General features: G+C 34.8%; 21 protein-coding genes. 3 read left to right on the top strand and 18 right to left on the bottom strand.

Going from position 1 to position 26,690, the window contains the following annotated elements; all coding sequences use genetic code 11:
- Nucleotides 1-2: 2 nt before the first annotated feature.
- From ABG79_RS03055 to ABG79_RS03075, 5 genes are all read right to left on the bottom strand, one after another.
- Complete coding sequence (locus ABG79_RS03055; protein WP_057976985.1) at nt 3-1,136, bottom strand: HEAT repeat domain-containing protein; 1,134 nt, start codon at nt 1,134-1,136, stop codon at nt 3-5.
- Between the two features lie 10 nt (nt 1,137-1,146).
- A complete protein-coding gene (locus ABG79_RS03060; RefSeq protein ID WP_057976987.1) occupies nt 1,147-2,601 on the bottom strand; it encodes a response regulator in 1,455 nt (484 codons plus the stop codon).
- A gap of 187 nt (nt 2,602-2,788) precedes the next feature.
- Nucleotides 2,789-3,265 carry a hypothetical protein gene (locus ABG79_RS03065; protein ID WP_057976989.1) on the bottom strand — a complete coding sequence of 159 codons (477 nt, stop codon included), beginning with the start codon at nt 3,263-3,265 and terminating at the stop codon, nt 2,789-2,791.
- A 15-nt stretch (nt 3,266-3,280) separates the two neighbouring features.
- Nucleotides 3,281-4,555, bottom strand: a complete 1,275-nt coding sequence (locus ABG79_RS03070; RefSeq protein ID WP_152978186.1) for an ArsB/NhaD family transporter — start codon at nt 4,553-4,555, stop codon at nt 3,281-3,283.
- A gap of 321 nt (nt 4,556-4,876) precedes the next feature.
- Nucleotides 4,877-5,638, bottom strand: coding sequence for an ATP-binding protein (locus ABG79_RS03075; RefSeq protein ID WP_057976992.1), 762 nt, complete (start codon nt 5,636-5,638; stop codon nt 4,877-4,879).
- Nucleotides 5,639-5,749: 111 nt separating this feature from the next.
- Here ABG79_RS03075 and ABG79_RS03080 point away from each other — a divergent pair, with 111 nt between their 5' ends.
- Entirely contained in the window at nt 5,750-6,631 is an 882-nt protein-coding gene (locus tag ABG79_RS03080) for a hypothetical protein (RefSeq protein WP_057976994.1), read from the top strand.
- A 123-nt stretch (nt 6,632-6,754) separates the two neighbouring features.
- On the opposite strand, the gene ABG79_RS03085 is transcribed toward ABG79_RS03080, so the two are convergent.
- From ABG79_RS03085 to ABG79_RS03120, 8 genes are all read right to left on the bottom strand, one after another.
- Nucleotides 6,755-7,549 (bottom strand): undecaprenyl-diphosphate phosphatase, encoded by a 795-nt coding sequence (locus ABG79_RS03085; RefSeq protein WP_341408291.1) that lies wholly within the window; start codon nt 7,547-7,549, stop codon nt 6,755-6,757.
- Nucleotides 7,546-8,913, bottom strand: a complete 1,368-nt coding sequence (locus ABG79_RS03090) for a S41 family peptidase (protein ID WP_160318211.1) — start codon at nt 8,911-8,913, stop codon at nt 7,546-7,548. The genes ABG79_RS03085 and ABG79_RS03090 overlap by 4 nt, the downstream gene beginning before the upstream one ends.
- Before the next feature lie 116 nt (nt 8,914-9,029).
- Nucleotides 9,030-9,764, bottom strand: a complete 735-nt coding sequence (locus ABG79_RS03095; protein ID WP_057977000.1) for an SIMPL domain-containing protein — start codon at nt 9,762-9,764, stop codon at nt 9,030-9,032.
- Between the two features lie 12 nt (nt 9,765-9,776).
- Nucleotides 9,777-11,513, bottom strand: coding sequence for an O-antigen ligase family protein (locus tag ABG79_RS03100; RefSeq protein WP_057977002.1), 1,737 nt, complete (start codon nt 11,511-11,513; stop codon nt 9,777-9,779).
- A 142-nt stretch (nt 11,514-11,655) separates the two neighbouring features.
- Nucleotides 11,656-13,395 carry an NADH-dependent [FeFe] hydrogenase, group A6 gene (locus ABG79_RS03105; RefSeq protein WP_057977004.1) on the bottom strand — a complete coding sequence of 580 codons (1,740 nt, stop codon included), beginning with the start codon at nt 13,393-13,395 and terminating at the stop codon, nt 11,656-11,658.
- A gap of 76 nt (nt 13,396-13,471) precedes the next feature.
- The gene (locus tag ABG79_RS03110; RefSeq protein ID WP_152978187.1) at nt 13,472-15,262 is read right to left on the bottom strand and encodes an NADH-quinone oxidoreductase subunit NuoF; all 1,791 of its coding nucleotides are present in this window, start codon (nt 15,260-15,262) and stop codon (nt 13,472-13,474) included.
- A gap of 11 nt (nt 15,263-15,273) precedes the next feature.
- Entirely contained in the window at nt 15,274-15,639 is a 366-nt protein-coding gene (locus ABG79_RS03115; RefSeq protein WP_057977008.1) for a (2Fe-2S) ferredoxin domain-containing protein, read from the bottom strand.
- Nucleotides 15,640-15,687: 48 nt separating this feature from the next.
- Complete coding sequence (locus ABG79_RS03120) at nt 15,688-16,176, bottom strand: NADH-quinone oxidoreductase subunit NuoE family protein (protein WP_057977012.1); 489 nt, start codon at nt 16,174-16,176, stop codon at nt 15,688-15,690.
- Nucleotides 16,177-16,373: 197 nt separating this feature from the next.
- On the opposite strand from ABG79_RS03120, the gene ABG79_RS03125 reads away from it, so the two are divergent.
- Nucleotides 16,374-17,237, top strand: a complete 864-nt coding sequence (locus ABG79_RS03125; protein WP_057977014.1) for a transposase — start codon at nt 16,374-16,376, stop codon at nt 17,235-17,237.
- A gap of 207 nt (nt 17,238-17,444) precedes the next feature.
- Here the strand turns inward: ABG79_RS03125 and ABG79_RS03130 are convergent, their stop codons facing one another.
- From ABG79_RS03130 to ABG79_RS03140, 3 genes are all read right to left on the bottom strand, one after another.
- Nucleotides 17,445-18,602 carry a CD0519/CD1768 family membrane protein gene (locus ABG79_RS03130; RefSeq protein WP_057977016.1) on the bottom strand — a complete coding sequence of 386 codons (1,158 nt, stop codon included), beginning with the start codon at nt 18,600-18,602 and terminating at the stop codon, nt 17,445-17,447.
- Nucleotides 18,603-18,783: 181 nt separating this feature from the next.
- Nucleotides 18,784-19,206 carry a prepilin-type N-terminal cleavage/methylation domain-containing protein gene (locus tag ABG79_RS03135; protein ID WP_057977017.1) on the bottom strand — a complete coding sequence of 141 codons (423 nt, stop codon included), beginning with the start codon at nt 19,204-19,206 and terminating at the stop codon, nt 18,784-18,786.
- Nucleotides 19,207-19,604: 398 nt separating this feature from the next.
- Entirely contained in the window at nt 19,605-23,270 is a 3,666-nt protein-coding gene (locus tag ABG79_RS03140) for a DUF5050 domain-containing protein (RefSeq protein WP_057977019.1), read from the bottom strand.
- A gap of 115 nt (nt 23,271-23,385) precedes the next feature.
- On the opposite strand from ABG79_RS03140, the gene ABG79_RS03145 reads away from it, so the two are divergent.
- A complete protein-coding gene (locus ABG79_RS03145) occupies nt 23,386-24,009 on the top strand; it encodes an Ig-like domain-containing domain (protein WP_057977021.1) in 624 nt (207 codons plus the stop codon).
- A 19-nt stretch (nt 24,010-24,028) separates the two neighbouring features.
- Here the strand turns inward: ABG79_RS03145 and ABG79_RS03150 are convergent, their stop codons facing one another.
- Together ABG79_RS03150 and ABG79_RS03155 are read right to left on the bottom strand one after the other, a co-directional pair.
- Entirely contained in the window at nt 24,029-25,390 is a 1,362-nt protein-coding gene (locus ABG79_RS03150; RefSeq protein WP_057977023.1) for a D-glucuronyl C5-epimerase family protein, read from the bottom strand.
- A gap of 83 nt (nt 25,391-25,473) precedes the next feature.
- Entirely contained in the window at nt 25,474-26,028 is a 555-nt protein-coding gene (locus ABG79_RS03155; protein WP_057977025.1) for a sigma-70 family RNA polymerase sigma factor, read from the bottom strand.
- Nucleotides 26,029-26,690: the final 662 nt, after the last annotated feature.

A 26,690-nucleotide genomic window follows, 5' to 3' on the forward strand; every position in this document is an offset into this window, starting at 1 on the left:
AATCACCCTTTTCTATACTCCTCAAATATTCCTGAAATCTTTTCCTGCACTTCCTTTGGAACATCCTTTGCAAAACCATTCAATATTCCAAGGTTTTCAACAGCATAAATAACTATATCTTTTGCAAATTTATCATCGCCCTGCATTACTATTTCGATTGCATCAATTCCTCCAGGAATCTTAATAAGAGATTTAGCTGCGTTATACCTAACAAACCACACCTTGTCCGAAAGTGCGCTTACAAGAGGTATTACTGCCTTTTCATCCTCAAATCTTTCAAGCACCTTTGCAGTTACAGCCCTGACCTCCCATTCAGCATCGTTTAGACACTCTAAAACTTCATCTATAAATCTTACATCAGCAGCGTTGCCTATTAGCTTAATGGCTGCTATTCTCTTTTCCTTGTTGTTATCCTTTAAGTATTTAACTGCCATCTCAGAGAAGCGAAAATCCATATAATTCGCTGCAGATTTCATGAAAATAGCAGATAAAAAGTCGTTATCCGAGTTTATCATCTTTTCATATACATACCCCTTGTCCCCCTCGAAATCGTCGATTAGTTCTATTAAGCTTCTCTCGGATAGAGGTATACCTGCTGTAATTCTGTTAAAACCTTCGATAAAGGCTTCCTCATCTCCTATTTTTGATAATGCTAAAAGTGAATTATATTTTATATCTGGAACTTCAATCTTTAAAACATCAAGAAGGTAGGGAATGGCTTTTTTACATCTAAACTCCCCAAGCTTTCTTAAAGTCATAGACACATGATATAGATTCTTAGACTCAAGATTTTTAATCTCAATGTCAACAAGTCCTATTTCCTCAACAAATTCTATCAATTTTTTTACTATTTGTCCTTTGTATAAAGTGAAATAGTAAAGAAGCCTATCTTCAAAAATCTCTCTCTTGATTTTGTTTTTAACTATTTCTTTTGATTTGTTTAAGTGTTTTTGACCCAGGTTTCCCTCTTCAATCCTTTGAATTATATAATCAGTCAACTTGATTATATTAGCTTCATATTTCCTTCTTATTCTATTTCTATAAATATCTAATGATTTTTCAATTATAAGATAAAGATATAAAAAGAATATAACAATAGTAAAAAATATAATCGAAATATAAACAAATCTTTCCACAATATCACCACTAACTTAATAATTTTTTAATTCTAATGTCAAGTTCAATTGGTGAGAATGGTTTTGTAATGTATTCATCTGCGCCTGCCGATAGAGCCTTTTGGACATGGCTCTCGGACTTGTGGGCCGAAAGAACTATTATCTTAACGTTCTTATTAGTCTCTCTAATCTTTTTTACAAATTCATCTCCCGTCATACCCGGCATATAAAAATCACTAACGATTAAATTAACATCTTTATTGTCAGCAAAAACATTTAGCCCCTCTTCACCGCTCGATGCTGTAAGGACTGTATAGCCCTTGCTTGAATATCTCTTAGTTAATATAGCAAGAATTATTTTATCGTCATCCACAAATAATATTTTTTTCTTGGAATATTCATTTATTTGCCTTGAGGTATAAATCCTTCCCCCTTCATCCAGCTTTGCCTTTGCAAGGCTCTTTTTAGCAGCATCGATTAACTCGTCTATATTTTTCATACCCTTTTCAAACTCTGCAATCCCAGCAGAAATGCTTATTCTTACCTTATACTTTTTAGACAGATTTTCTAAATCTTTTTGTATTTTATCGGTAATTATCAGAACTTCTAATATATTTTTGTTGAAAAACATAAAAGCAAATTCATCGCCGTTTCTTCTATATATTATGTCGCTGTCCTTTACATTTTTTTTAAAAATATCAGCAGCATCCTTCAAAATATCATTTCCAACCGTTTTTCCAACCATCAAATTAATTTTTGACATACCGTCAAAATCAAGAAGCATAAAAATCATACTACCGTCTGCTTCCTTTAACCTTGCAAACTCCTTCTTTGAAATTATTTCACCATGATACCTCGAATAAACTCCTGTAAATATATCATGTATATTGTTTTTGATATATGCATTGGACAGGCGATAAATATTCTTTAACTTTAAAAATACATCATCCGAATCGAACGGCTTTAGTATACAATCAATGGCTCCCAAAAGCTCAGCATTGATTTTTTCACTCCTTTGACATTGACCAAATATAATTATTGGAACTTTGCTTGAAAGTTCCTCTTCATTCAACACATTTATCAAAAATATGCCATGATTTCTTTCATCGTTATCAATCAAAACAACATCAGGTCTTCTTAAATAAATGTAGTCCACAATATCTGCATTATAACTCTCTACCGCCACCTTAAAGCCTTCCATCTTTAAAGAGTCGATTAACTCCTTAAATTCATCGGGATTATTTGTGATAAACAAAAACTCGTCATCCTTTAAAAAATTCTCTTCAATTAACCTTTTGCATTCCCTTAACCTGTCCAAAACCTCTTCTTTTCTAATTTCTTCACTCATTACCTTAAGTAAAATGAACTGAACCTCAAACAAAAAATTCTTTTCAGCAATCCTTGCTAACTCTTCAATCCTCTCTTTTAACTCCTGCTGGCTCAACTCTTCAAATCTCTCAATTAGACTTTCTATTTCCTTCAACATACACATCACCTTCCATAAGTGACATTCACTTGATTTCTTGACTTCTTGATTTGTTTGTCAACTAGGACAAACTTGCATTTATTACAATAAATTCTCAATTAACAAACATTATTATCTTGTTTAACTATATTATATCATTCATTATATGAAATAAAAATAAAAAAGCGCAGGAAATTTCCTGCACTTTTTACAATGTCTCCGGGTCCTTTTTAAAGTAAACTCTCTTTTCTGGAGCTGCACTATTCATTATCTTTTCTCTGACATCATCTATTTCCTTCATTATCTCGTCGAACATTTTTTCATCAACTTTATAATACAAAAACAAATCCTCAAGATTTCTTGCTGTATCGAGTATCTTTTTATTTAACTCCAAGAATTTTTCGAACTTGCCGCTCGATATTACATTTCTAAACTGTTCCACGTCTATTTCTATCAATGTCACCACATCTTTTAAATCCTCAAATACACCGGCGACCATAGGATATGGCTTTACTCTTTGCAGAAAATATTTTTCCTTAGAATTTATATTATATGCATAGCTTATCTCATATCCTTCTATATTAAACTTTACATAGCACTGCTTACCTACGTAGCAGATAACTTTCGCACCCATCTGCCTTAGCAACATTTCATGCATAGTTTCCTTAACGTTGATATCCTTCATAATAAAACCCCTTTTCTATCTTAATTGGAAAATCAAAAGATAAACCGTCGATATAGCTATTGAAATAAGCATAAGTGGGAATCCAAGTTTAATAAAGTCCTTAAACGTTATTTTATAGCCCTCTTTCTCCATAACCCCCGCTGTAACTACATTAGCTGACGCCCCAATCAATGTTCCATTACCACCAAGACATGCACCGAGTGATAGCGCCCACCAGAGCGGCATTATATTCATACCCGATATAGCACCAAGGCCTTTTATAAGAGGAATCATAGTCGCTACAAAAGGTATATTGTCGAGGAATGCTGATAATATTGCCGACGACCATAGTATTACTACCCCAGTTATAACTAAGTTTCCCTTTGTAAGTTCAATTACAAGCTTTGCAAGCATTGAAATTACTCCTACTTCCTCTAAAGTCCCAACTATTATGAACAATGAAATAAAGAAAAATATAGTCGGCCATTCAACTTCTACTAATAGCTCATCTATTTCTATTCCGCTAAATAGAAGAAGTATTGTAGCCCCAGCAAGCGCAACTGTTGAGGACTCATACTCTAAATGTTCATGTAGGAAAAAGCCAAGTATAACCAGCCCCAAGACCGAGAGGCTCTTAATAAGCAGCTTCTTGTCAACAATTGCTGTGTTCTCGTCAAGCTTCATTATATGTTCTTTTAATTTTTCATCAACGTGCAAATCATTTTTATATATGTTTCTAATTATGTATACGCTAACAATTAGTATAACTATGATAACAGGTGATAAGTTCAATACGAAATCTAAAAATCCAATCCCAGCCTCTGAGCCTATCATAATATTTGGAGGGTCACCTATTAAAGTAGCAGTTCCACCAATATTTGAAGCCAAAACCTCAGACATTATAAATGGGATGGGACTAATCTTTAGAAGCTTTGCTATAACTAATGTTACCGGAATCATTAGAAGAATTGTCGTAACATTGTCCAAAAATGCCGACAATACTGCAGTCATTATTCCAAATAAAACAATTATCTTCATTGGGTCCCCTTTAACCATCTTAGCTGCCTTTATTGCAAGATACTGAAAAAGCCCTGTCCTTTTAATTATTGATACAATAATCATCATACCAACAAGAACCCCGACAGTCGTGTAATCGATAAATCTTGTTGCTTCTCCCTGGTCAATTATCTTTACAACCAACAAAATCATAGCCCCCACCATAGCAGCAACCGTTCTGTTTATCTTCTCTGTTACTATTATAATAAACGTTGCTACGAACACCCCAATTGAAATAAGCTGCATCATATTCATAGTATCATCTCCTTTGCATTGGTGACATTCACTTGATTTCTTGACTTCTTGATTTGTTTGTCAATTTGGACAGGCTGCTACAGCAATCTTTTTATTAATAGCCTTTCACCTAAACAAAACGTGTTATATATTGGGGAGCATTTATTAATATATTATCTACCTAACAAACAAATTTATCTCACATGCAGATTAATTTTCGATACAAAGCAGCTTCTTCGTAACCATAACAATCTAATAACTTACAACACAATTGAATTTAAACAAAAAAAATTATACCCCTTTCAGGGGTATAATTCAAGCATATTATACCTAACATAGGTATTATACATATTCTCTTGAAATAATCTCGCCTTCTGCGCTGATTGTAACTACCTTCACAGGGATATTTACACCTGCCATATCTCTCGCCATTCTTGCTGCCATAGCAATTCCGCTGCAGCATGGCACTTCCATTCTTGTAACTGTAATTGACTCTAAATCGTTATTCTTAATAATTTCTGCCAGCTTCTTCGTATAGTATTCGTTATCGTCGAGCTTTGGACATCCTACAACAACTGTTCTATCTTTTATAAAATCATTGTGGAAATTTCCATATGCATATGCTGCACAGTCAGCAGCTATTAGCAAATCTGCTCTATAAAAATATGGTGCTTGTGGTGATACAAGTGCAAGCTGAACCGGCCATTGTCTTAGCTTTGAGCTCACCGTAACTTTTTCATCCTTAACTTCCCTATTTATCTGCCTCATCATGCTGCCAGGGCATCCCCCCATATGGTGATGATGTGCATGATGTTCATTATGATTATGCTGGTTATGTCCATGTGAATGTTCCAATGTTCTTCCCATGCTCTTTAAATATTCTTCTACAGCCTTTTCATCAAATTCATCTGCTTCTCTTTCAATAATTGTTATAGCATCCTGTGGACAATGTCCAAGACACGCTCCTAATCCATCGCAATAAGTATCGCTTACAAGCTTAGCTTTCCCATCTATTATCTGCAATGCTCCTTCAACGCAATTTGGAATACACAAACCACATCCGTTGCACTTTTCTTCGTCTATGTGAACTATTTTTCTAATCATACCTCTACCTCCCTTTATTTTCTATTATAATTATATTTGAATTGCATTTGAGTTTCTGTGATATATGTCATATAATTGTATATACTGAAAAAATTTTTTAGGAGTGATTGTGTGAAAAGGCTATTATTCATTATTATAGCATTTTTATTATCGTCTTGCACTGTAAAAAATGTTGATATAGAAAAGCCTAATGTTCAAAATACTAATATCGATAGCAAAGTTACTAATGCGATTATCGTTGCTAAATCCATTAGCGAAATAGATTTTGCAAATAAAATGGGCATAAAAAATATTATCATTTCTTCAAAGGGAGTTAGAATAGATGATAAAAACTATAGAACTGATTTTGAAAGGTTAAGAGGTTTAGATGTGCTCGTTGAAAAGGCCAAACAATATAAAATGAATTTCTACATCGAGATAACCTCGGGGCCAGGGTATGATGTTGAAAAGAGAAATTTTAGCTTGTTCAGAAGGGACAGTCAAAAGTTTTACTTTGCTCAAATGATGAATGAAATTATAAAAAGATACGATGCAGATAATGGATTTAAGGGGATTGGCATAAATATTGAAAATCCCGGCGGCGATGCTGATGAGGCAATTAGCTATATATATTCTAAAGTAAATTATTCCAAAATTATCTATAATATCAACCTTCCGGATTTAAACTCAATTAAATTGAACCAAAAATATCCGAACATAGTTTATTTAAATTTTAAAAGCCTTAATTACCCGGGCTACTCAATGCTCAAGAGCTCCAACATAGAAGTAAATAGAAATTCACTTCTTGCAAGCCTACAAAACATGAAAGAGCAAAACAAATCAGCTATGGTCAGAGTATCTGCTCCGTGGAGCGATGAGCACGACGTATTCCTGCAGGACCTCTACGAATTATCGCGAATTCTAAACTTTGACATAATATTAGACAACACTTCCTCCATTAAAAAGTGCCCAAAACTACTAAAGATTTTGAGAAAAATGGTGCCTGTCACTTGATTTCTTGACTTCTTGAGTTGTTTGACAATTAGGACAAGAGTTTTTGAATGCTTACAAAAATTCATGAATAATCAATATGCCCCAAAGGTTTTTCCAATGGGGCATTTCATTCATAATACATATTTACAGCAATTCAATTAAAAGCACAACTACAGCAAGAACTATTCTATAATATGCAAAAGGTTTCAAATCCTTCTTTCTTATATATCCCATAAAAAGTTTAATAACCAGCAGTGCAACTATAAAGGAAACAAAAGTTCCTGTTAAAAGAGTCATCCACTCTATAAAATTAAACGCCAAATCTGCCTTAAATAGCTTCAAAACCGACGCACCTATAATCGTTGGAATTGCTAAGAAAAACGAAAATTCAGCCGCAGCCTCGCGTGAAAGTCCCATAAAAAGCCCGCCTATTATAGTCGATGCAGAACGGGACATCCCTGGCCACAATGCAAGGCACTGGAAAACGCCTACTGAGAATGCTTCAAAAATGTTCATATCGTCAGTATCTGGAACCCTGACCTTTTTATTTCTTGCCTCTGAAATGATAAGCAAAACTGCACCTACAATTAAAGCCACTGCAACCGCAGTTGGATTGAACAAATACTTATCAATGGTATCTTCAAATAAAAATCCAAGTGCAGCAGCAGGAATAAATCCTACAACCACCTTAATCCATAGCGAGTAAACCCTCTTCGCCTGTCTTTTGTTGTTAAACTTAGGAAAAATCTTGTCCCAAAAATACAGTATAACCGCCAAAATTGCGCCAACCTGTATTACAACGTCAAAAACATTTGCAAATTCGCCTGTAAAATTGATATATTCGTTTGCAATTATAAGATGCCCCGTCGAAGACACCGGCAGAAACTCCGTCAAGCCTTCTATTATTCCAAGTATAATTGCCTTTATTATCATCATTATGCCCCTTTCTTGATTGCTGCCAGCTCTCTATATTTTATGTTATAAATATATTTGCCCTTTACCTTTGTCCTAACAAGGTATGCCTTGTCGGTGGCAAGTTTTTCTATGACACGCTTAACATTTGCAATTCTTACGTATCTTTCCTTAGCACCATCCTGATACTCTTGTATATAATTATGGTTCAATAAATACATAAATGCATCATAATAGTTTTTATGATTCAAAATGCTCTTTTTAACTTCATAATACTGTCCAGCAATCTTAACCCTAAAATACCCTCTCTTATCAGCTGATTTTGATTTGCTTAGAAGCATTAGGGCTATATCCTGTTGCATCTTTGCATCCTTAACCAGCACATTAGGAGATACCCCTACTTTATTTATAGGCTTGTCAAGCGGTGAATAGAACTTTTGAATAGTAAACTTTAAAACACTTTCATCAGAAAGGCTAATAAATGTTTGAACTGTTCCCTTCCCAAAAGTTTTATTTCCAACTAAAAGGCCTCTTTTGTAATCCTTAATAGCTCCTGATAATACTTCAGAAGCTGATGCGCTATTTTCATTTACAAGAAAAATAACCTTCTTACCCTTTAAAAGCTCATTCATCTCAGAAGGTATAGCTTGAGAATCTTCCTTTGCTTTAACTATAATTATATTCTTTGGCCCTACAAAATATCCTCCCAAATTTATAGCAGTATCAAGGTAACCTCCAGGATTATTTCTCAAATCAATTATATATCCATCAACATTTCCAACCTTATTAATTATTTCCTTAAACTTTTCATCGGTATCCTCTCCAAAGCTTGAAATAGCTATATGAGCTACATTATTTATTATTTTATAATCAACCGTTGGAAGGACAATCTTTTTTCTTGTTACAGTAAATTCTAATATTTCGCTTCCCCTTTTAATCTTCAAATTTACAGTTGTCCCTTCCGGCCCTCTAATAAGCTTTACTGCCTGTTCAGTCTGCATTCCAGCAAGGCTTGTTCCGTCTGCTTCTATAATTATATCCCCAGCCTTTATTCCAGCATCCTTTGCTCCAGAACCCTCAAACACCGTCATTGCCTTAACGCCTTCGTCAACCTTTTCAATCTGAATTCCAATTCCTGAGAATGAATTGTTTATGCTATTGATAAAATCGTTAAACTCTTCCTTTGTAAAATATTGTGTATATGGGTCTCCTAAAGCCTTCAAGGCATCCTCAACCGTCTCTGCGTTTAATACATCCTGTGAAACCTCATCTACATAATAATATTGCAGTAAAGTTTTTACATCGTCGATTGGCGCCGCAAAAGCCTTAAAATTAACTAAAGTAAACGAAAAAAATAAAACCAATAATACCGCTGTAAGTCTCTTTTTCATCATTCCATCCCCTTATTTTATCAATTTCTTCTATTATATTAAAAAAGCAAACTGTATGTCAATCTAATTGGAAAAAAATAGAAAGGTTATGTCCAAAAGGAGCATAACCTTCTAAATCATTTTATTTCAAATTCACAATTTACAACAGCAGTTATTTCCTTATCTACTGATGATGTGTCAAATATTCCGTAGTCTGCAACTTCAGTTGAATATGGTGCAGTAATTTGGAATACTCCCATCTTAGCAGATTTTAAATTTCCTATTTTAAGTCCGGTGTTTTTTGCAATTTGTTCCGCTCTGTCTTTAGCATCTTTTGTTGCAAGTCCTAACATATTAACCTTCAAATCTGCAATCTTAGTGTAATAATACTGTGGAGGATAAGACTCAAACTGAACACCCTGATTAATAAGCTCTGTTGCCTGTCTTGATATTTCTGTGATTCCATCCACATCATTTGAGGTTATTTGAACAGTTTGATACAGCCTGTAGCTGTCAATTTTTGTTGATTGCATTCCGTTTGGAAGTATTTCATAATTTGTCATTGTCGAAATAGATGAAAACACTAAATCCTTTTCGCTCAATCCCTTTGATGTTAGATATTCCTTAACCTTGTCGTGGCTCTCTTTCAACTGTTTATAGGCATCCTTTAAATCCTTAGACTGTGCCGAAAAACTCCCCGTCCACTTAACAAGGTCTGACTTTATCTGCTGCTTTGCCGACCCCGTTACCGTAATCGTATTTTGCTTTCCCTTGATATTTGAAAGCCCATTTGATATGAATGCTGCCGACGCAACCATCGCAATTGCCATTATCAGTGCAATCACAATATTGATTATTTTTTTCTCTTCCATAGAACCCCTCCTTTATTTTTGGCTTAGCAAATTTACCCCAACACCAAATAATGCCCAAAAGACTGGTGCAACAGATACAACGCTATCATTAAAAACACCTGCTATAAGATATGCTAAAATGGCAAAATAAATACTTATATGTAAAATATGGTGTTCATCTATTAGACGATTAAAAATCAATTTCCGTCCCATATAAAAATAATAAATAAACATAAACAACAGTGAGATTAATCCCAAAATTCCAATATTTATTGCATCTTGTATATACATATTGTGTGGCTTATCCACTAAAATTGTAGTTGTGCCAAAATATATATACTTTCCAATATAATCATTTTGTGGATAATAAAAAGCGTATGTATCCGGTCCAAATCCCAGCAGAGCTGTTTTCTTAATTAATGGAATAGACCTTGACCATATATAAACTCTATTAGACCCAAGTCTTTCTTTCCCCTTAAAATCAATTTTTTCAATCCTACTAATTTCAATCAAATTTTCGTTTCTCGATAAAATATGATAACCCTCAAAAGTTTTAACCAGAGTTAAATCCTGCCATCCATTGTTTATTCTAACCCCAGGGAACTTATCGTGGAACGTCAAATAATATTTTAAGCTGGTGAATCTTTCATCCAATGGTTTTAACTCCATTGTTTGCTGGTCATAGTCAAATTTTAAATCCTTCCCATACTCATCCGTAACCTTAACCTTATCTTCAGAAATAATAAAATTTATCGAACCATCGTCAAATGCAAGGCAAAGCTTGTCCCCTTCGGTATAAATATCCCTTAGCCCCGTGTCGAATTCTTGTTTTGAAAATGTGTTGCTCAAATCAACAAATAAACTACCTATTTTATCCCCAAAATATCCACCTGAAACATTGTTTATGAAAATAAAAATCACAATATAAATTGCTGCCATTGGCAAAACAAATTTTATATTTCTCAATACATCCTTATACCTAATCAAAATAAACAAAATCACCGCTACTAAGCTTCCTAAAATACCCGCCCTTGAATGCGACCCAATTAAATTAAAATACATAATAATTGAAATAATTGCATATATAAATTTGTTTTTATTTGAATCTAAAACATAAAGTATGAATGAAATTATAAATGCAAGGGCCATATAACTTCCCACATAATTTGAATGATATAAAGTTGAATAAACCGCTCTATCCTCAGGAGTAAAATTAATAATAACCCTGCCTATATACTCCATCTGAAAAGGAACTAACCTGCTTAAAATATAATCCTTAACGAAATCCATTCTAAAAAATTGAAAAAAGCCAATTATTCCTATCAAAATTGAAGAAACTAAAAACATATTGATTAAAACTTTCACATCATCTTTCTTAACTAAATTAATAATTAAAAAAACAAGAATCATATATCCAACTAAAACTGCAGCGCCCTCATATCTATCAGGAAAGCCGATAAAAGCAACTGATTTATACTTTGAAAAAATTGTAGATAAAACAACAAATGAAGCATAAAATCCCATAGGGATATAAAGCAAATTCCATTTAACCTCAAATTCTTCTTTCCTTAATCTATACAATAGAGCAACAAGTCCAAATAAAATCAAAACGAGAAAAACTCTGCTTTTATAATAAGAAAAATAATCGAAGTTTACCCCACCAAACCATACGTTTTTCAAATCTCCCTTTAAAATTATTGCCTTTTCATAAACCACTAATGGAACAAAAAATATTAACATAAGCGGCAACAAATAAATCTTTCTCATCATTCTTATCCTCCGTTCAATCTTTCCAATTAATTACATTATATCATCGTTCATAGACGTTTTCTATAAAAAATTGTTTTTGTCTGAACAAACAATTAAATCCCATTAAAGATTTACTACGAAATCCTTAATGGGACCATAAAAATTAAATCTTTTCCCTTGGAGTATAATGAGTATGCAAGAGCTCATGAGCCCTATGTCCTCCGATGTCGCCCATATACTCCTTATACATAGCTATAACAGCAGGATTTTCATGGGATTTTCTAATCGGCTTATTTCTATCCTCAGTATATATAGCGTTTAGCCTTGCCCTTACTATGTCCAGGTTTCCATGATGATAAGGCTGTCCGCCTCCATCTATGCATCCTCCTGGGCATGCCATTATTTCAATTGCATGATAAAATCTCTTTCCATCCCTTATATCCTCTAAAAGCCTTCTTGCATTCCCGAGCCCATGGGCAACACCTATTTTAAGCTCCATATCCTTTACCTTAACAGTTGCCTCTTTAAGCCCATCCTCAAGCCCTCTTACTCCATGGAACTCAACCTTTTCAAGAGTCTCACCCGTCACCCATTCATATGCAGTTCTTAATGCCGCTTCAATAACCCCACCAGTAACTCCAAATATTACAGATGCACCAGTTGATTCACCAAGAGGATTGTCAAAATCCTCATCAGGAAGCTTTGTAAAATCTATTCCGGCTTCCCTTATCATCTTTGCAAATTCCCTTGTTGTAATTACATAATCTACATTTTCAAGTTCCTCATTTTTGAGCTCTTCTCTTTGTATTTCATACTTTTTAGCAATGCACGGCATAACCGAAACAACAACTATCTTTTCAGGCGGGATATTGAATTTCTCTGCGAAATACGTCTTTGCGATTGCGCCAAACATCATGTGCGGCGACTTACAAGTTGAAGGAATATCCAAAAGTTCAGGGAACTGGTGTTCAATAAACTTTACCCAGCTCGGGCAGCAGCTTGTTAAAATAGGCAGCCTGCCTTTGCCGTTTAATCTATCTATAAACTCTTTTGCCTCTTCCACGATTGTAACATCTGCTGCAAAATCTGTATCAAACACCTTTTTAAAGCCAAGTCGCCTCAATGCCGCAACCATCTTCCCTGTAACTATACTTCCATATGGCATTCCAAATTCTTCCCCAAGTGCAACTCTTATCGCCGGCGCAGTTTGTGCAATTACATACTTATCCGGGTCCAAAAGCGCCTCCCAAACCTTTGAAACATAGCTAACCTCAGTAAGAGCAGCAGTTGGACAAACCGATACACACTGCCCACAGAATGTGCACTGGGTGTCAATCATAGGAAGATGAAACGCTGGAGATACAACTGTCTCAAATCCCCTCTCAACTGCCGAATAAATTCCACAAGTCTGCACCTCATTGCACATTGTCTCGCACCTTCGGCACATTATGCACTTATCAGGGTTTCTATAGAGCGCACCGCTCGAACCATCCTTTGTATAAGTAGACTTTTCGCCCTCATACCTAATCTTTCTAACACCTAAATCAGCTGCTAACTTTTGCAAATCACAATTCCCATTTTTCTCGCACACAAGACAATCGGTAGGATGGTCGGACAAAAGAAGCTCCACCATTGTCCTTCTTGCCCTTATCGCCCTTTGGGTATTCGTCCTTATTACCATTCCCTCAAAGCATTCGGTAGCGCAAGATGGAGCAAGATTCCTTCTTCCTTCAATCTCCACAAGACATACCCTGCAGGACGCCGTCCTATTAACCATCTTAATATCATGCAAATCCAGATGACATAGCGTTGGAATATTTATATTAACCTGCTTTGCCGCCTCCAGTATCGTCGTCCCCTCAGGCACCTGCACCTTAACATCATTTATCGTTACACTAACCATCGTATCCCTCCCATTAGTGACATTCACTTGATTTCTTGACTTCTTGAATTGTTTGTCAATTTACATAATATGCCGACTATTTCCTCGTAATAGCGTTAAACCTGCAAGTTCTATAGCACTCGCCACACTTAATGCATCCTTCTCTGTCAATTACATGCACTTTTTTAGCTTCGCCATGTATTACATTAACCGGGCAGACTCTTGCACACGCAGTGCAGCCAACGCATTTTTCGGGGATAATATAGTATTTCAAAAGATTTGTGCACACACCCGACGGACAAGATTTATCCTTAACATGCGCCAAATACTCATCATAGAAGAATTTCATAGTTGACAAAACAGGATTTGGCGATGTCTGACCAAGTCCACATAGCGCAGAATCTTTAATAGTTTCTGCAAGTTCCCTTAGCCTTTCTAAGTCCTCCATCTCGCCGTTCCCTTCGGTTATTTTGGTTAAAATCTCCAAAAGCCTCTTGTTCCCCACTCTGCATGCTGTGCACCTTCCACATGATTCATCGCAGCTGAATTCAAGATAGAACTTCGCTATATTCACCATGCAGTCGTCCTCGTCCATGACAATCATTCCACCTGAGCCCATCATCGAACCAAGCGCAGTTAAATTATCATAATCTATCGGCGTGTCAAGGTGTTCAGAAGGTATGCATCCTCCAGAAGGGCCTCCTGTTTGAACAGCCTTGAATTTCTTGCCACCCTTTATTCCACCTCCGAGGTCAAATATTATTTCCCTTAATGTAGTCCCCATAGGCACTTCAACTAATCCTACGTTATTAACCTTTCCAGCAAGAGCAAATACCTTTGTTCCCTTGCTCTTTTGAGTTCCAATTGCCGCAAACCAGTCGGCTCCGTTTAAAATAATTGGGCATACATTTGCAAATGTTTCTACGTTATTTATATTTGTAGGCTTTTTCCAAAGTCCAACCTGTGCAGGATACGGCGGCTTAACCGTTGGCTCACCTCTACCGCCTTCAATTGAATTTATAAGAGCCGTTTCCTCTCCACATATAAACGCGCCGGCGCCTATTTTTATTTCCACATCAAATGAAAAATTAGTTCCAAAAATATTGTTCCCTAAAAGTCCAAGCTCCCTTGCCTGCTTTATTGCAACCCTTAATCTGTGTATAGCAAGGGGATATTCCGCTCTGACATATATGTATCCAAACTGCGCTCCAATGGCATATCCTGCTATCGCCATTCCCTCTAAGACCGAATGCGGGTCACCCTCTAATATGCTTCTGTCCATAAAAGCCCCCGGGTCACCTTCATCGGCGTTGCAAATGACATACTTAATATCGCTATTTGATTTTCGGGTTGCCTCCCACTTTATACCGGTTGGGAATCCTCCGCCGCCTCTTCCTCTTAAGCCGCTCCTTTTAACAACATCAATAACTTCTTCAGGTGTCATTTCTGTTAAAGCCTTTGCAAGCGCCATATATCCGTCCGCAGCTATATACTCATTTATATTTTCAGGGTCTATCTTCCCACAGTTCCTTAACGCTATTCTAATTTGCTTTCTATAGAATGGGATGCTGCTCTGTTCTGGCAATTTTTCCTCAGTTTCAGGCTCTCTATATATCTTTTCATCAACAATTCTTCCCTTAACAACGTGCTCTGCAACAATTTTTCTTGCTGCATCCTCGTCAACCTCAACATAGAAAATATTATCAGGCATGACCTTAACAATTGGCCCCTTTTCACAAAAACCAAAACAACCTGTCATAAGGACATTAACTTCATCCTGAAGATTTGCCCCTTTTATTCCTTCCCTTAAAACTTCCAATACTCTGTTGCTATTAGATGCCTGACAACCCGTTCCTCCGCACACCAAAAGCTCCATTCTAACTGCCATTTTATCGCCTCCTATCCTCTTAAAACCCATTCTCTAATAACTTCTCCGCCTTTTACATGCCTTCTCACGATTTCCCTTCCCTTTTCAGCATCAATCTTGCCATAAAGAATTGGGCTCTGACCTGGGAATCTAACCTCAACCGTTGGCTCAGCATAGCAAAATCCCATACATCCCGTTTGAACGACTATTGCATTATCTAAATTTTGATTCCTAACTTCTTCAACAATCGCATTTATCGTATCCCTTGCACCGGCTGCTATCCCACACGTCGCCATTCCTACAAGAATCCTTATCTTGTTCTCCTCTGCCTCTCTGTTTTGCAAAACATCCTTATACTTATCGCGAATCTGTTTGAGTTCTTCTAAGGACTTAATCATATGATTAACCTCCTGTTATAATAATTTATTATAAGCCTCAAAAAAATTTTATTCCGTCGCCTCTTTATACTCATCCAAAATTCCCTTGACATCCTCCACCTTAACCCTTCCAAATACCTTTCCATCAACAATAACCACAGGCGCCAATCCACATGCTCCAACGCACCTTAGCGTATCAACTGTAAACATCCCATCGCTCGACATGTTCCCTTCTTTAATATCAAGCTCCTTCTTAATCTCTTCCAAAATCTTATCAGCACCCTTAACAAAACAAGCAGTCCCAAGACAAACATTTATAACATGCTTTCCCCTCGGCTGCATCGTAAAATACGAATAAAATGTCGTAACTCCAAAAACCTTCGCCGCCGTCACATTGAGCTTTCGCGCAATAAAAAGCTGCACATCCTTTGGCAAAAAACCAAAAATCTCCTGAGCCTTATAAAGAACCCCTATCAACGCCCCTTCCTTCTCAGTTATCGAGTCGATATACTCCTCAAGCTGTCTTAGCTTTACCTCGTCAACATCATACTTTGCCATCGTATCCCTCCTTTTTGGTGACATTCACTTGATTTCTTGACTTCTTGATTTGTTTGTCAATTCAAACAAGCTGTCATATATGAATAAAAAAGTTACACATATTATTATTTTTCATTATCAAAAAATTTATAAAAAATTTGTCTCAACATGTTTATTTTATCCAATAATGGTTATAATTACTTAATGGAGGTGTTAATGTGTCAAGATTGCCTCGAATAATTTATAAAAATGCAATTTATCACGTATATCAAAGAGGAAACAATAAAGAAGAAATTTTTAAAAATCCAAAGCACAAAGCCGTATTTTTAAAGCAGATAAAGGATTACAGACAGGTATTTGATTATGAGCTTTTAGCCTACGCTATAATGGACAATCATTACCACTTAATGATTAAAGCTGGAGAGAGTTCGATAAGTCAAGTTATGTTTAACATCAATAATTCATTTTGCAAGTATCTAAATGAAAACGAAGATAGAGTCGGTCACGTGTTTGCCGGAAGGTTTAACGCAAAAGTTGTCGAAGACGAGGTTTATCTTTTTACTTTGCTACGCTATATTCATAGAAATCCCGTAAAAGCCGGGTTATGCGACGATGTGAATAAATATAAATGGTCGAGCCATGTTTTTTATAAATATGCTATTAATAACAATTTTATCAATACAAGAGAAATTTTGCAATATGCTTCCCCCGATTTAAAAGAGTCTATCAGATTTTATAATAATATAGTTGGCTTTGATAGCGAAAATGATTTTGAAAAGGATTATGAGACTATTAAATCGACATTTTTCCCAGACCAGGACGAAGCAGCTGTATTACCTGAGATATTAATTGAAAAGAAAATTTTCAGAAAATCTTTGGAAGAGATTTTTAACGAACTGTTTTCATCAGAAGATGTTAAAAAATTCATTATGGCAGGTTCAAAAAGCCCAAGACTTACAAAGTATAAAGTAGAGTTTATTAAAAAGGCTTTAAATTATAAATACACATTAAAGGAAATAGGAGATTTTTTAAAAATTAGCGAATCTGCAGTATGCAGGTTAATTAATAAATCGCTGAATTGAGAATCATTTTTATATTTGTAATATGTTTAACAGCGTATTCTAACCAAAATGCAAGTTTTCTACTTCATCTTAATGATGAATTTTTCTAAAATAGTTCAACCTCTCTTATATAAAGGAATGGCATTTTAAATTAGCATCCCCTTCCCTTAAAAATGCCATTCCCTTTTTTCATTTTTAAATTGTCAAACAATTCAAGAAGTCAAGAAATCAAGTGAATGTCACCAATAGGTGTGCCACGACACCTGCTGCTAAGCCGCCGATTGTGTGGGCGAAGATAGCTTTGTTGGTAAGCTGCCTTGATTCAAGAGCATCCATCATTGCAACGTGAGTTGAAAGATAACCACTCCAGCACATTCCCATGGCTGTAAACACAGCAATTTCGTTAGCTCCAATCAATCCCTGCTGCAAAAATTTAGGAACAAGTCCAATTGCAGCACCTACTGCTCCGAGAGCAGTTATAGGAAATGCTATAGCCTCTGGGTTTTTGAATCCCAAAAGCGGCTTTAATATAAAGCTTAGCTTTTCCCCAATCCACGGAAGCACCGGAACCCCCTCGTAAGCAGCGCCTGTATATACCCCACCCTTTGGTGAATTAGTGAGCATCATAACAAGAGTGCATATTACAATTACTCCAGGAATTATCGAAAGCCCCATTTCAACTCCAGTTTTACCTCCATCCAATATCGCCTCAAGCGCCCTTTGAAAAATGCTGCCGCTTCTTATTTCTCTAAATTTAGTCAAATCAATTGACTCTTCACCTTCATATGCCATTTTCTCCGTTCCATATTCCTTTTTAGTAAAATGCATCATTATTCTAACGCTTACTATGCTTCCTACAACTGCACCAATATTCCCAATTATCGCTGGAAGTATGAAACTTTGTCCTTCAGGAGCCTGTGAAATCATAAATGTTGTCACAATAAGCCCCATTCCAAATGCAGTTCCAAGATTAGTGAGTGCAGGAATTTGATATCTCTTAAAATATCTTGCAAAACCTTTATCCTTTGAAAGAGTAATTATTGCTGGATTATCCGAAAGATAAGTTGTTATAACTCCAATACTCGCGGCACCCGGCATGTCATAGAGCGGCTTCATCAATGGCGATAATATTTTATTAATAAGCGCAACCACTCCAAATTCAGTCAAAAGTGCACCAAATGCTCCCGCAAGAACAGCTATTGCCATAATAAAAAACACTGTGTTAATCAAGAGGTCATGAGCTGTTTTCATCATAGTGCTAAACATATTTGCAATCCCCATAGTTTTGGATAAAAATAAAAAAGAACCTGAAATAATGGCAATAAAAATAAATGATTCAGCATTTACTGCCTTTACAATTTTTTTGTCCACATAACTCCCCCCCATGTGATACTAAATAAATTTTACCAGATAATACACACTGCAACAATATTTGTTAAGTAGTTGACAAAAGATAAAATAAAAATTCACCCCAGAGATTAACTTTGGGATGAATTTTTAAAATATATATTAGGGATGAGGGGGGCTATTTTAAATTTATATTAAGTTATATGGCAAACAAATTTATTTAACTTCCAGACTCACTCGATTCTGGTTCTGGATATATTACAGTCGGATTTTCATTATTTTCTCCTACTCCAATCTTCAATGTGTTATCATTAATGTTGTAATTATAATAAAAATCATAATTAGCATTTTGTTTTGGCTTTAAACTACTAAGATTCTCTATATAATTAGAAAGAGTGTAATTAGTAGTATCCGTAAAAATGTTATTTTCGACCTTTGCCCATCCTGTGGTTGCGCTTAGTTCCGCTCCTTCAGCCATCGCCTCCTGTATAGCAACTGCAATCGTCTTTGCTGTCAACAAATCTGCAGTTTGCTTTGACTTTTGCAATGCCTTCATAGTCTGAGGAGCTGCAATGCTAACAATAATTGACATAATAGCAAGAACTATAATCATTTCAAGCAAGGTAAAACCTTTTTTCTTCAAACTAATACACCTCTTTTCACAATTTACTCTTGATACCCTGTTGAAACAATTTTATTATAAATCACTCAAACTCATTATTTTTCTTTATCTACCACCTCTTCTCTTGTAATCTATTTATGATTATTTCCATATTTTAGCATTTTAAACATCAAACTAAAAAATTTATTAAAATTTTTTTGGGAATTTTAATAACTTCTCTTAAACTTTTTCATCTATTTAGATTTATTTCCACTTTTTTCATATTCTAAACATGCAACAAAAAAATTTTTCAAAAATTTTTATAAAAATTTTAAACGAAAAAAAGGACTGCATTGCAGCTTTTCTGCTTTGCAGTCCCTATATCCTAACCCTTAAATTGTCAAACAATTCAAGAAGTCAAGAAATCAAGTGAATGTCACCTATTTTAAAGTAAACTTATATATATATTCACTTGAATAACCATTTTTATTATTTATTACAACTACCTTCAAATAATAATCTGTAGATGTTTGTCCAGGTGCAAGAGTATTTATAACCGTGCCCTGAGCTGCATCATGCCATACGAGTTCGCCTACATACTGATATTTTACGTAGAATGAATAATCTTTGCTTAAATCTCTCGAATCGCCTTCCTTTATCCATTCAAAAGCTCCACTTGTAGTAGCTTCAAAACCTTCTAAAGTCACACTTCCAGTTGTCGTTGATAAAATATTTTTTGTAGATGCATCAGGGTCAGAAGAATATATCTTATAATCTCCATCAGTAATTCCCTTAGATTTATATAAAGCACCGATATAAGTTGTAGGATCACTTCCAGCAGTTAACCTTATTTGTGGTGTTTTATTTGTATCAATATTAAATGTAATTGATTGGCCAGTTGTAGAAATCGTCGCTGGTTTCAATAGGTTATCTTCATAATTTATATTCACTTTATAGGTTCCTGGAACTCCTGATACTTCTTCGCCTTCCCAATAACCGTTATTCAAATAGAAATTATAGGTAATAGCCGCTGAATTTCCTACTGAAGTATTTGTTATAGTTCCTTTTACAACTGCTGATAGCACAGGGTCATATTTTACTCTTACCTTTGCACTATACGCTGTTAAATTTCCATTTGTTTCGGCTTTTCCAACAACACCATATAATTCCGGTGCAGGTGGTTCAACAGAACTGTTAAACACCTTAACTCTAATATTCTGTGTTGCTATATCTTCGCTTCCATTCTTTAGCTTCAACACCATATTTAAAGTTGAGAGCCCTGATGCTGTTGTAATATCAGTTAATTTTACAGATGCATCCGTTGTTGAGTTGCTAACATTGGTGCTTCCATTAATATCTAAGCTATAACTTACTCCAGAACTTCCGCTTGTAGTTACATTAATTTTTACATTATCTGTTCCTACAAATCCTGCATTTGCAATATACTTGGCTGTTAATGTATTTGTAAGTTCATCAAAATTAAATAAGTTATTATCCTTGCTGTCAAATACCTTATAACTTCCTGCAGTAACAGTAATTTGAGGCATTTCAACGAGTGGAACATAAGCAATTTGTCCTGGCATCTTATTTAAACTTGGAATAAATCTCACTAAAACATAACTCTTTCCATATAGCAATGTCTTATCAGAGATTAACTCCTGACTGGATATCCAATTGTTCCCGTCAAACGAGCACTCAATTAAACTATTCAATCCACTGAAGGAACTTGTATTAAAGTTATAGGCCACAATAGGTTTTTGTTGTGCAAGGAAGGTATATGGATTAGATGGACTCTTTAAAGTATTGTCACTATAATATGCAATCTTTAAAAATTTATTTTCTCCATCCACTAAATTCTCAACTGCACTCTTTGGTATATCAAAATAGTAGGAACCGTTCACACCTGAAGATCCTGAAGTTGTAGTATAATTTGAAATATTATCATTCGCATTGCTTACAAACCCATAGCCAATATTCGGGCTCTTTCCAGTAAATGTAACCCTATATTTATTTGAACTACTATCATATTCTGCCTTAACAATTGTTGGTGCTTCAGATGAATACGTATAAACTAAAGCATCGCTTGGCGCACAGCCGGATTGAGTTTTAACTATCTTAAGAGTGCCTCCATCGGAATCCAATTCAAGCTTTGTAATCTTAGCAATTCCCGACTTATCTGCAGTAGCCTTTCCTAAGGCCTTATCATTAGTATCATATAAAGTTATTATATCTCCCTTAGCCAGACCTTCAACCACGACATAGTCAGCTTTTGCACCTTCAAAATTATAAACCTTTACCTTATCAACAGCCACCATCGTTGAATATCTAGCTTTTCCTATTGAAACCGAAGTCCCATAACCAACTACTTTACCCTTATACGTAGTAATACCGTTCTTAACCTTTGTATTCCTTAAATCCCAGTTAACAAGCAATTCTCTTACAGAACCATCCCCCATAATCGCCGAAACCTTATCAGGCAAAGGCTCATTTGAATCTATTATCGTTTCCATTACTACACTTGCAACTTTTTCATCTGGCTTAAATTTTGCTGCTGCAACAGCTTTATCTGTTGAACCAATTTTATAACTGAATAGTTTGTTTCCCTTTGTAAAATAAATATAATCTTCAGCTATATTAATATTAGTTATAACCTCAGAATAAACCAAACTGCCGCTTCCAGTAGAATCCGCCTTATACAGCTTTCCGCCCAACATATTACTTCTATAATAAACATCGTTTGTCGTTTGAGCATTAATTACAGTAAATTTTTCTTTTTTAGTATCATTAGCCATTACATTCACTTCTGTTAATCTATTGTTCGAAACACTTCTGTATAGTTTCCCATCAAACCCTGCAGCATAAACAATTCCGTCATTTGTAACAGAGATATATCTTACTCCAGGGCTATATGAGCTTCCTACTGTAAATACATTTTTGGCTCCACCGTTTAAATTATATGAATATAGCCTTCCTTTATCAGATAAATTGCTATAATAAATCATATTATCAAATACAACAAGATAAGCTGCCCTATTGCTAACAACTGGGTAATTTACACTGCTATTATATCTACTCATTAAATATATATAGCTACTCTTTGATCCATTTATATAATAAATATAATCTCCAACTACATTTATATAAGATGATAATACATTATTTAGCCTGGTTCTTTCAGTTCCATCTGTTTTTATTTTATAAATCTTTCCACCATCCGAAAGATTACTATAATAAATATAATCGCCAACTACATTTATATATCTTGCATTATCTTCAGTAATTGGATATTCATCCAATCCATTAATGCTCTTTTTATATATCTTTCCGCCATCTGCTAAGTTGCTATAATAAATAAATTCACCGTCAGATGCTGCCAGTCCATTATTACTTATGTTGCCAGTAACCCTGCTGCCAGAGGTGCTTCCATCACCTACTATTGTTAATAAAACTGGAAAATTCGTTACACTCGAAGTGATGTTATTAACACTTCCTTCGGCTACTTCATTTCCCGAAGACGAATAAATGCTAAAATTAAAGTCGCTATTTGATGTTATCAATGAAGTTGTCTCATAAATACCTTTCCTATCAGTTGTAATAGTTCCAGTTCCAATATCATAATAAGATGCATTTGAAACTCCATAAATACTGTTAATCTTTACATAAACAACGCTGCTTCCTGTAGTTCCGCTTTTTGTTATATCAACAAGAGCATATCCATATTTAGCCGAAGTATTACTTCCTGAAGCTGATATTTTCCTATAAAGGTTATTTGCATCTGCAACATATTTTGTCCCATTTTCGCTATCAGTAGAATATAATGTCAACATTCTTCCGTTTGTTGAAACAATTTTGTCCTCAGTTACATAATTCCCATTTTTGTCCTTAATAGCTCCATCTTGTTCAATATAATAAACTTTATCAGGATACTTAGAAATTTGGTCGTTTACTAATGTGGAATTATTCTGCATATAATTTAAAGAATAAATCTTATCTCCAGCTATAACTACATTTTTCGGCAGTTCACTTGTAGTTGCCGCAAAATTTATTTTAGGTAGCATCCCTAAAATCATTATAATCGTCACGAAAAAAGCAATAAATCTTCGCATGTTTCTACCCCCTTCATATATTATATCGACCAAATTCATATTTTTTTTACAGCCTATAGACAAAATAATAATATATTATGTAAAATAAGATTAAGTAAACAACCGAGGTGATATAATGAAAAAAATTTTTTTATCTATAACAATAATATTAGTGCTTTTTATTGATGCTAACGCAGCATCGCAATTTGACAAAATATACGATAATATATCACCGGACAAAGTTTGGACCATAAAGTTTAACAGACCATACGGCTATACAACCTTAAACAACTCAATACAGCTTACTGACCAAAACGGTAACAAACTAACCCCTCAAACTTCCACAACAAGCGACCCAAATGCGCTGCAAATACTCCCTCCAAGTGGAGGTTATACATTTGGGAACACATACTACCTCACAATATCAAGAGAACTAAAATCAGCCAATGGAAAAAGGCTTATTAAACCATATACCATGAAATTCACAATAATGTCTGGTTATCAGCTTACCTACGAAGTCAAGATTGGAGGATTAAATATCTTAAAAGAAATAAAAATAAGCAAAATAACGTTGCCAAATGCTTATAAATACAAATTAGACGATAGCAGCAATTATTATAAATTAGACGAAATAGCAAGTCTCATTGTTCCAAAGGACTACACAACCATCCAGTTTTACGACTCAAATGGAAACTACCTTGGAAAAGCTTCAATATATGTGAAAACTTCAAACACACAAACAACCAATATTACAAGATAAGCTGCCAAAATGGCAGCTTTTAATATATATCTATAATCTCAAAATATTCACTATCATAATACTTTTCAAGCTCGCCATCATCGAGCAATGAATTTAACGCCCTAAGCTGTGCAATATGGACATTTGTGTAAAACTCATCTGCTGAAAAATAAGCTGGAAGTAAATTTTTCAAAGTCACAACCCCATCATTAAGCTTATCAACAGCCCTGTTATCATACTTTCCTATATCATAAAGCCCAAATAAAACAAACATGTGGCTGCTAAGACTAAACTTTGTCCTTACATTAAAGGAATCATACAACACATTCCCAGCATAGCTTTGGGCAAGCCCCCCTTCATTTGTTCCCTTTAAAAGAGGCTCAAGTGCCTTCTTAGCTGCATTCAAATACTTAACATCTTCAGTTTCCTCATAAATCCTTATAAGAAGCGATATCCCCAGCCCCTGTGCAAGCGACGATGACCATGGCGATTTTAAGTTTATGCTTCCTTCTTTATAATCAAATCCATTTACCAACTTACCTTTCGAATCAATTTTATTAACTATATAATCGGCAGCCTTAATGGCATTATTTAACCTATTAGAATCATAATTTCTTCTATATAAACTATACTGCTGCAACCCCCATTCAGCCACTAATAAAGGATTATATTTATATCCATTATAATCTGCCATAGGAATTCCATTTGAATCAAACTTAATATCCTTTATAGTTTCAATATCCTTTAAATCAGCAAAAAACAAATATTCCTTATCTGTCAAATAATTATAATCCTTTAAAATATTTTTTCCACCATCAAACAAATAGCTAAAATATTGCAAATTGCTAACATCATTGCCTTTATCCACACTTCCACTTGTGTTACCACTTCCTCCAGTATTGCCTCCTGCAATCTTTAGCTTCTCCGTCCTAAAACTTATCCTAAAACTATTGTTTCCGTTGCCCGAATAATCCTTCAAAGAAGCATACTGAACATAAAGTGCATAGGGAGTATCATAATCAAGCAAAATACTTGGTTTTACAATCAACTGCTTCTTATTAACCTTAAAACTAATTCCAACACTTTTTCCATTTCCATTCTTCAGAGAAATAAGTCTATAATTCTTTCCAAGTTTAATATTCTCATTAAAATTCAGCACAATGCTGCTATTCACCTTTACATTAAGCTGTCCGCTCTTAGGATTAGAACTAATAAGCTTAGGCCCTGTCTTGTCCTTCTTAGAAACAGTTTTACTCGAACTATTCCCACCTAAAAGGTCATATATAGACATAGTCTTGGTCTTATTAGGATAAGCATATTTTAATATATATTCCCTTCCTGCAAGCGCAAGGCTATTTATAAAAATCATTATAAAAAGGGATATTGCTGCAACTCTTTTCACATCCATGCCCCCTAAAGTTTGCTATATATATTATATCGTATTTTTCTATAAAAAGCATAGTTAAGAAAAAAATAAGTTGAATTTTATTCTTTTCTCTCCATCTCCTCCCTAATCCTATCAATCGCCCTATCCTTTAGCCTTGCAACAGACATATAATGGCACCTTCTATTGTTTGAAATCTCAACCATACTTTTTCTTTTAAAGTAATAATCAATTATAACTTCCCTTTGTTTTGGGCTTAAGTTTTCAATTGCATCATACAAATCCCTATTCTCTTCCTTTTTAACCATATCCTCTTCAATGCAAACATCCGAAGGGATAACCTCGTGCATTAAAGAGCCATCTTCTGTCATTTCAAACTCAAGACTCATATAATCGAACTTAATCCTTCTTACAAAATCCCTCATACTGTTTATAACTGCCCTTTTAACATAAGCCTCAAATGGAACATTAGCATCAACTTTAAAATTATTAATACACTTTAAAATTGCTACTCTCCCCTCCTGCATGGCATCCTCAAAATATTCCTTATCCTTTACATACATACTAAAGCACTTTTTCAAAAGAGGCTCAAACTTTTTTAAAATCAAAATCTTTTTTTCATCATCTTTCCTTGCTTCTAAAACTAAATCTCTCATACCATCCCCTCCTGAAAAGATGATACAAGAGATTATTTTAAAAGTTAAAAACGGAAAAATAACATAAAAAGTTGGAAAAATAGCATTTTTGCATGGAAAAATGAAATTCCAGCATGAAAAAACGACATTCCATGCTGGAAAAATTATTTTTACAATATTATATAAGAGTCAAAAAATTTCCGTATACACTAACCATCAATTCTTTGATAAAATAAATCCGGTAGAGTAAGCTATAAAGCCTTCTACTGGATATTTTAGTCTCTCATTCAATGAATATTTTTGTTTTAAAGTTTTAATTCTTCAAGTAGCTCTTTCTTCATCTAATTTATGCTCAATACTCCTCTTTTTAAATTAGCAAGGTTATCTTTCTTTACTACATATGAAGATGCTTTTATCTCCTGTAAGTTATCTCCTCAATAGTTGGTTCATCTGATTTTTAATCGATAATATTAAAGCCAGAAGCCTTCATCAAAATGCAGTATCTTCAATTTATTCATTTGTTTATTGCAAAGTAAGCGTCAAATCGGGACCACCTTTACAAAAAAAAGCCGCATTTTAATGCGACCTTTTACTTTAACTTGGCTCTGCATTTGTCAGGTAGTTCCTTTGACCATGGAAGCAATTTATTTAGTTCCTCCTCTTTTGTAATATCAACGTTTGGT

Origin of the sequence: Caloramator mitchellensis (assembly GCF_001440545.1) — a bacterium.
GTDB lineage: Bacteria > Bacillota > Clostridia > Clostridiales > Caloramatoraceae > Caloramator > Caloramator mitchellensis.

Excerpts from the sequence above, each read along its gene's own strand:
- ABG79_RS03110 (WP_152978187.1), bottom strand. The coding sequence starts at position 15,262 with ATGGCAGTTAGAATGGAGCTTTTGGTGTGCGGAGGAACGGGTTGTCAG.
- ABG79_RS03130 (WP_057977016.1), bottom strand. The coding sequence starts at position 18,602 with ATGGGGGGGAGTTATGTGGACAAAAAAATTGTAAAGGCAGTAAATGCT.
- ABG79_RS03075 (WP_057976992.1), bottom strand. The coding sequence starts at position 5,638 with ATGATTAGAAAAATAGTTCACATAGACGAAGAAAAGTGCAACGGATGT.
- ABG79_RS03100 (WP_057977002.1), bottom strand. The coding sequence starts at position 11,513 with ATGATGAGAAAGATTTATTTGTTGCCGCTTATGTTAATATTTTTTGTT.
- ABG79_RS03065 (WP_057976989.1), bottom strand. The coding sequence starts at position 3,265 with ATGAAGGATATCAACGTTAAGGAAACTATGCATGAAATGTTGCTAAGG.
- ABG79_RS03145 (WP_057977021.1), top strand. The coding sequence starts at position 23,386 with ATGAAAAAAATTTTTTTATCTATAACAATAATATTAGTGCTTTTTATT.
- ABG79_RS03115 (WP_057977008.1), bottom strand. The coding sequence starts at position 15,639 with ATGATTAAGTCCTTAGAAGAACTCAAACAGATTCGCGATAAGTATAAG.
- ABG79_RS03140 (WP_057977019.1), bottom strand. The coding sequence starts at position 23,270 with ATGCGAAGATTTATTGCTTTTTTCGTGACGATTATAATGATTTTAGGG.
- ABG79_RS03105 (WP_057977004.1), bottom strand. The coding sequence starts at position 13,395 with ATGGTTAGTGTAACGATAAATGATGTTAAGGTGCAGGTGCCTGAGGGG.
- ABG79_RS03155 (WP_057977025.1), bottom strand. The coding sequence starts at position 26,028 with ATGAGAGATTTAGTTTTAGAAGCAAGGAAAGATGATGAAAAAAAGATT.
- ABG79_RS03060 (WP_057976987.1), bottom strand. The coding sequence starts at position 2,601 with ATGTTGAAGGAAATAGAAAGTCTAATTGAGAGATTTGAAGAGTTGAGC.
- ABG79_RS03095 (WP_057977000.1), bottom strand. The coding sequence starts at position 9,764 with ATGGAAGAGAAAAAAATAATCAATATTGTGATTGCACTGATAATGGCA.
- ABG79_RS03090 (WP_160318211.1), bottom strand. The coding sequence starts at position 8,913 with ATGAAAAAGAGACTTACAGCGGTATTATTGGTTTTATTTTTTTCGTTT.
- ABG79_RS03070 (WP_152978186.1), bottom strand. The coding sequence starts at position 4,555 with ATGAATATGATGCAGCTTATTTCAATTGGGGTGTTCGTAGCAACGTTT.
- ABG79_RS03120 (WP_057977012.1), bottom strand. The coding sequence starts at position 16,176 with ATGGCAAAGTATGATGTTGACGAGGTAAAGCTAAGACAGCTTGAGGAG.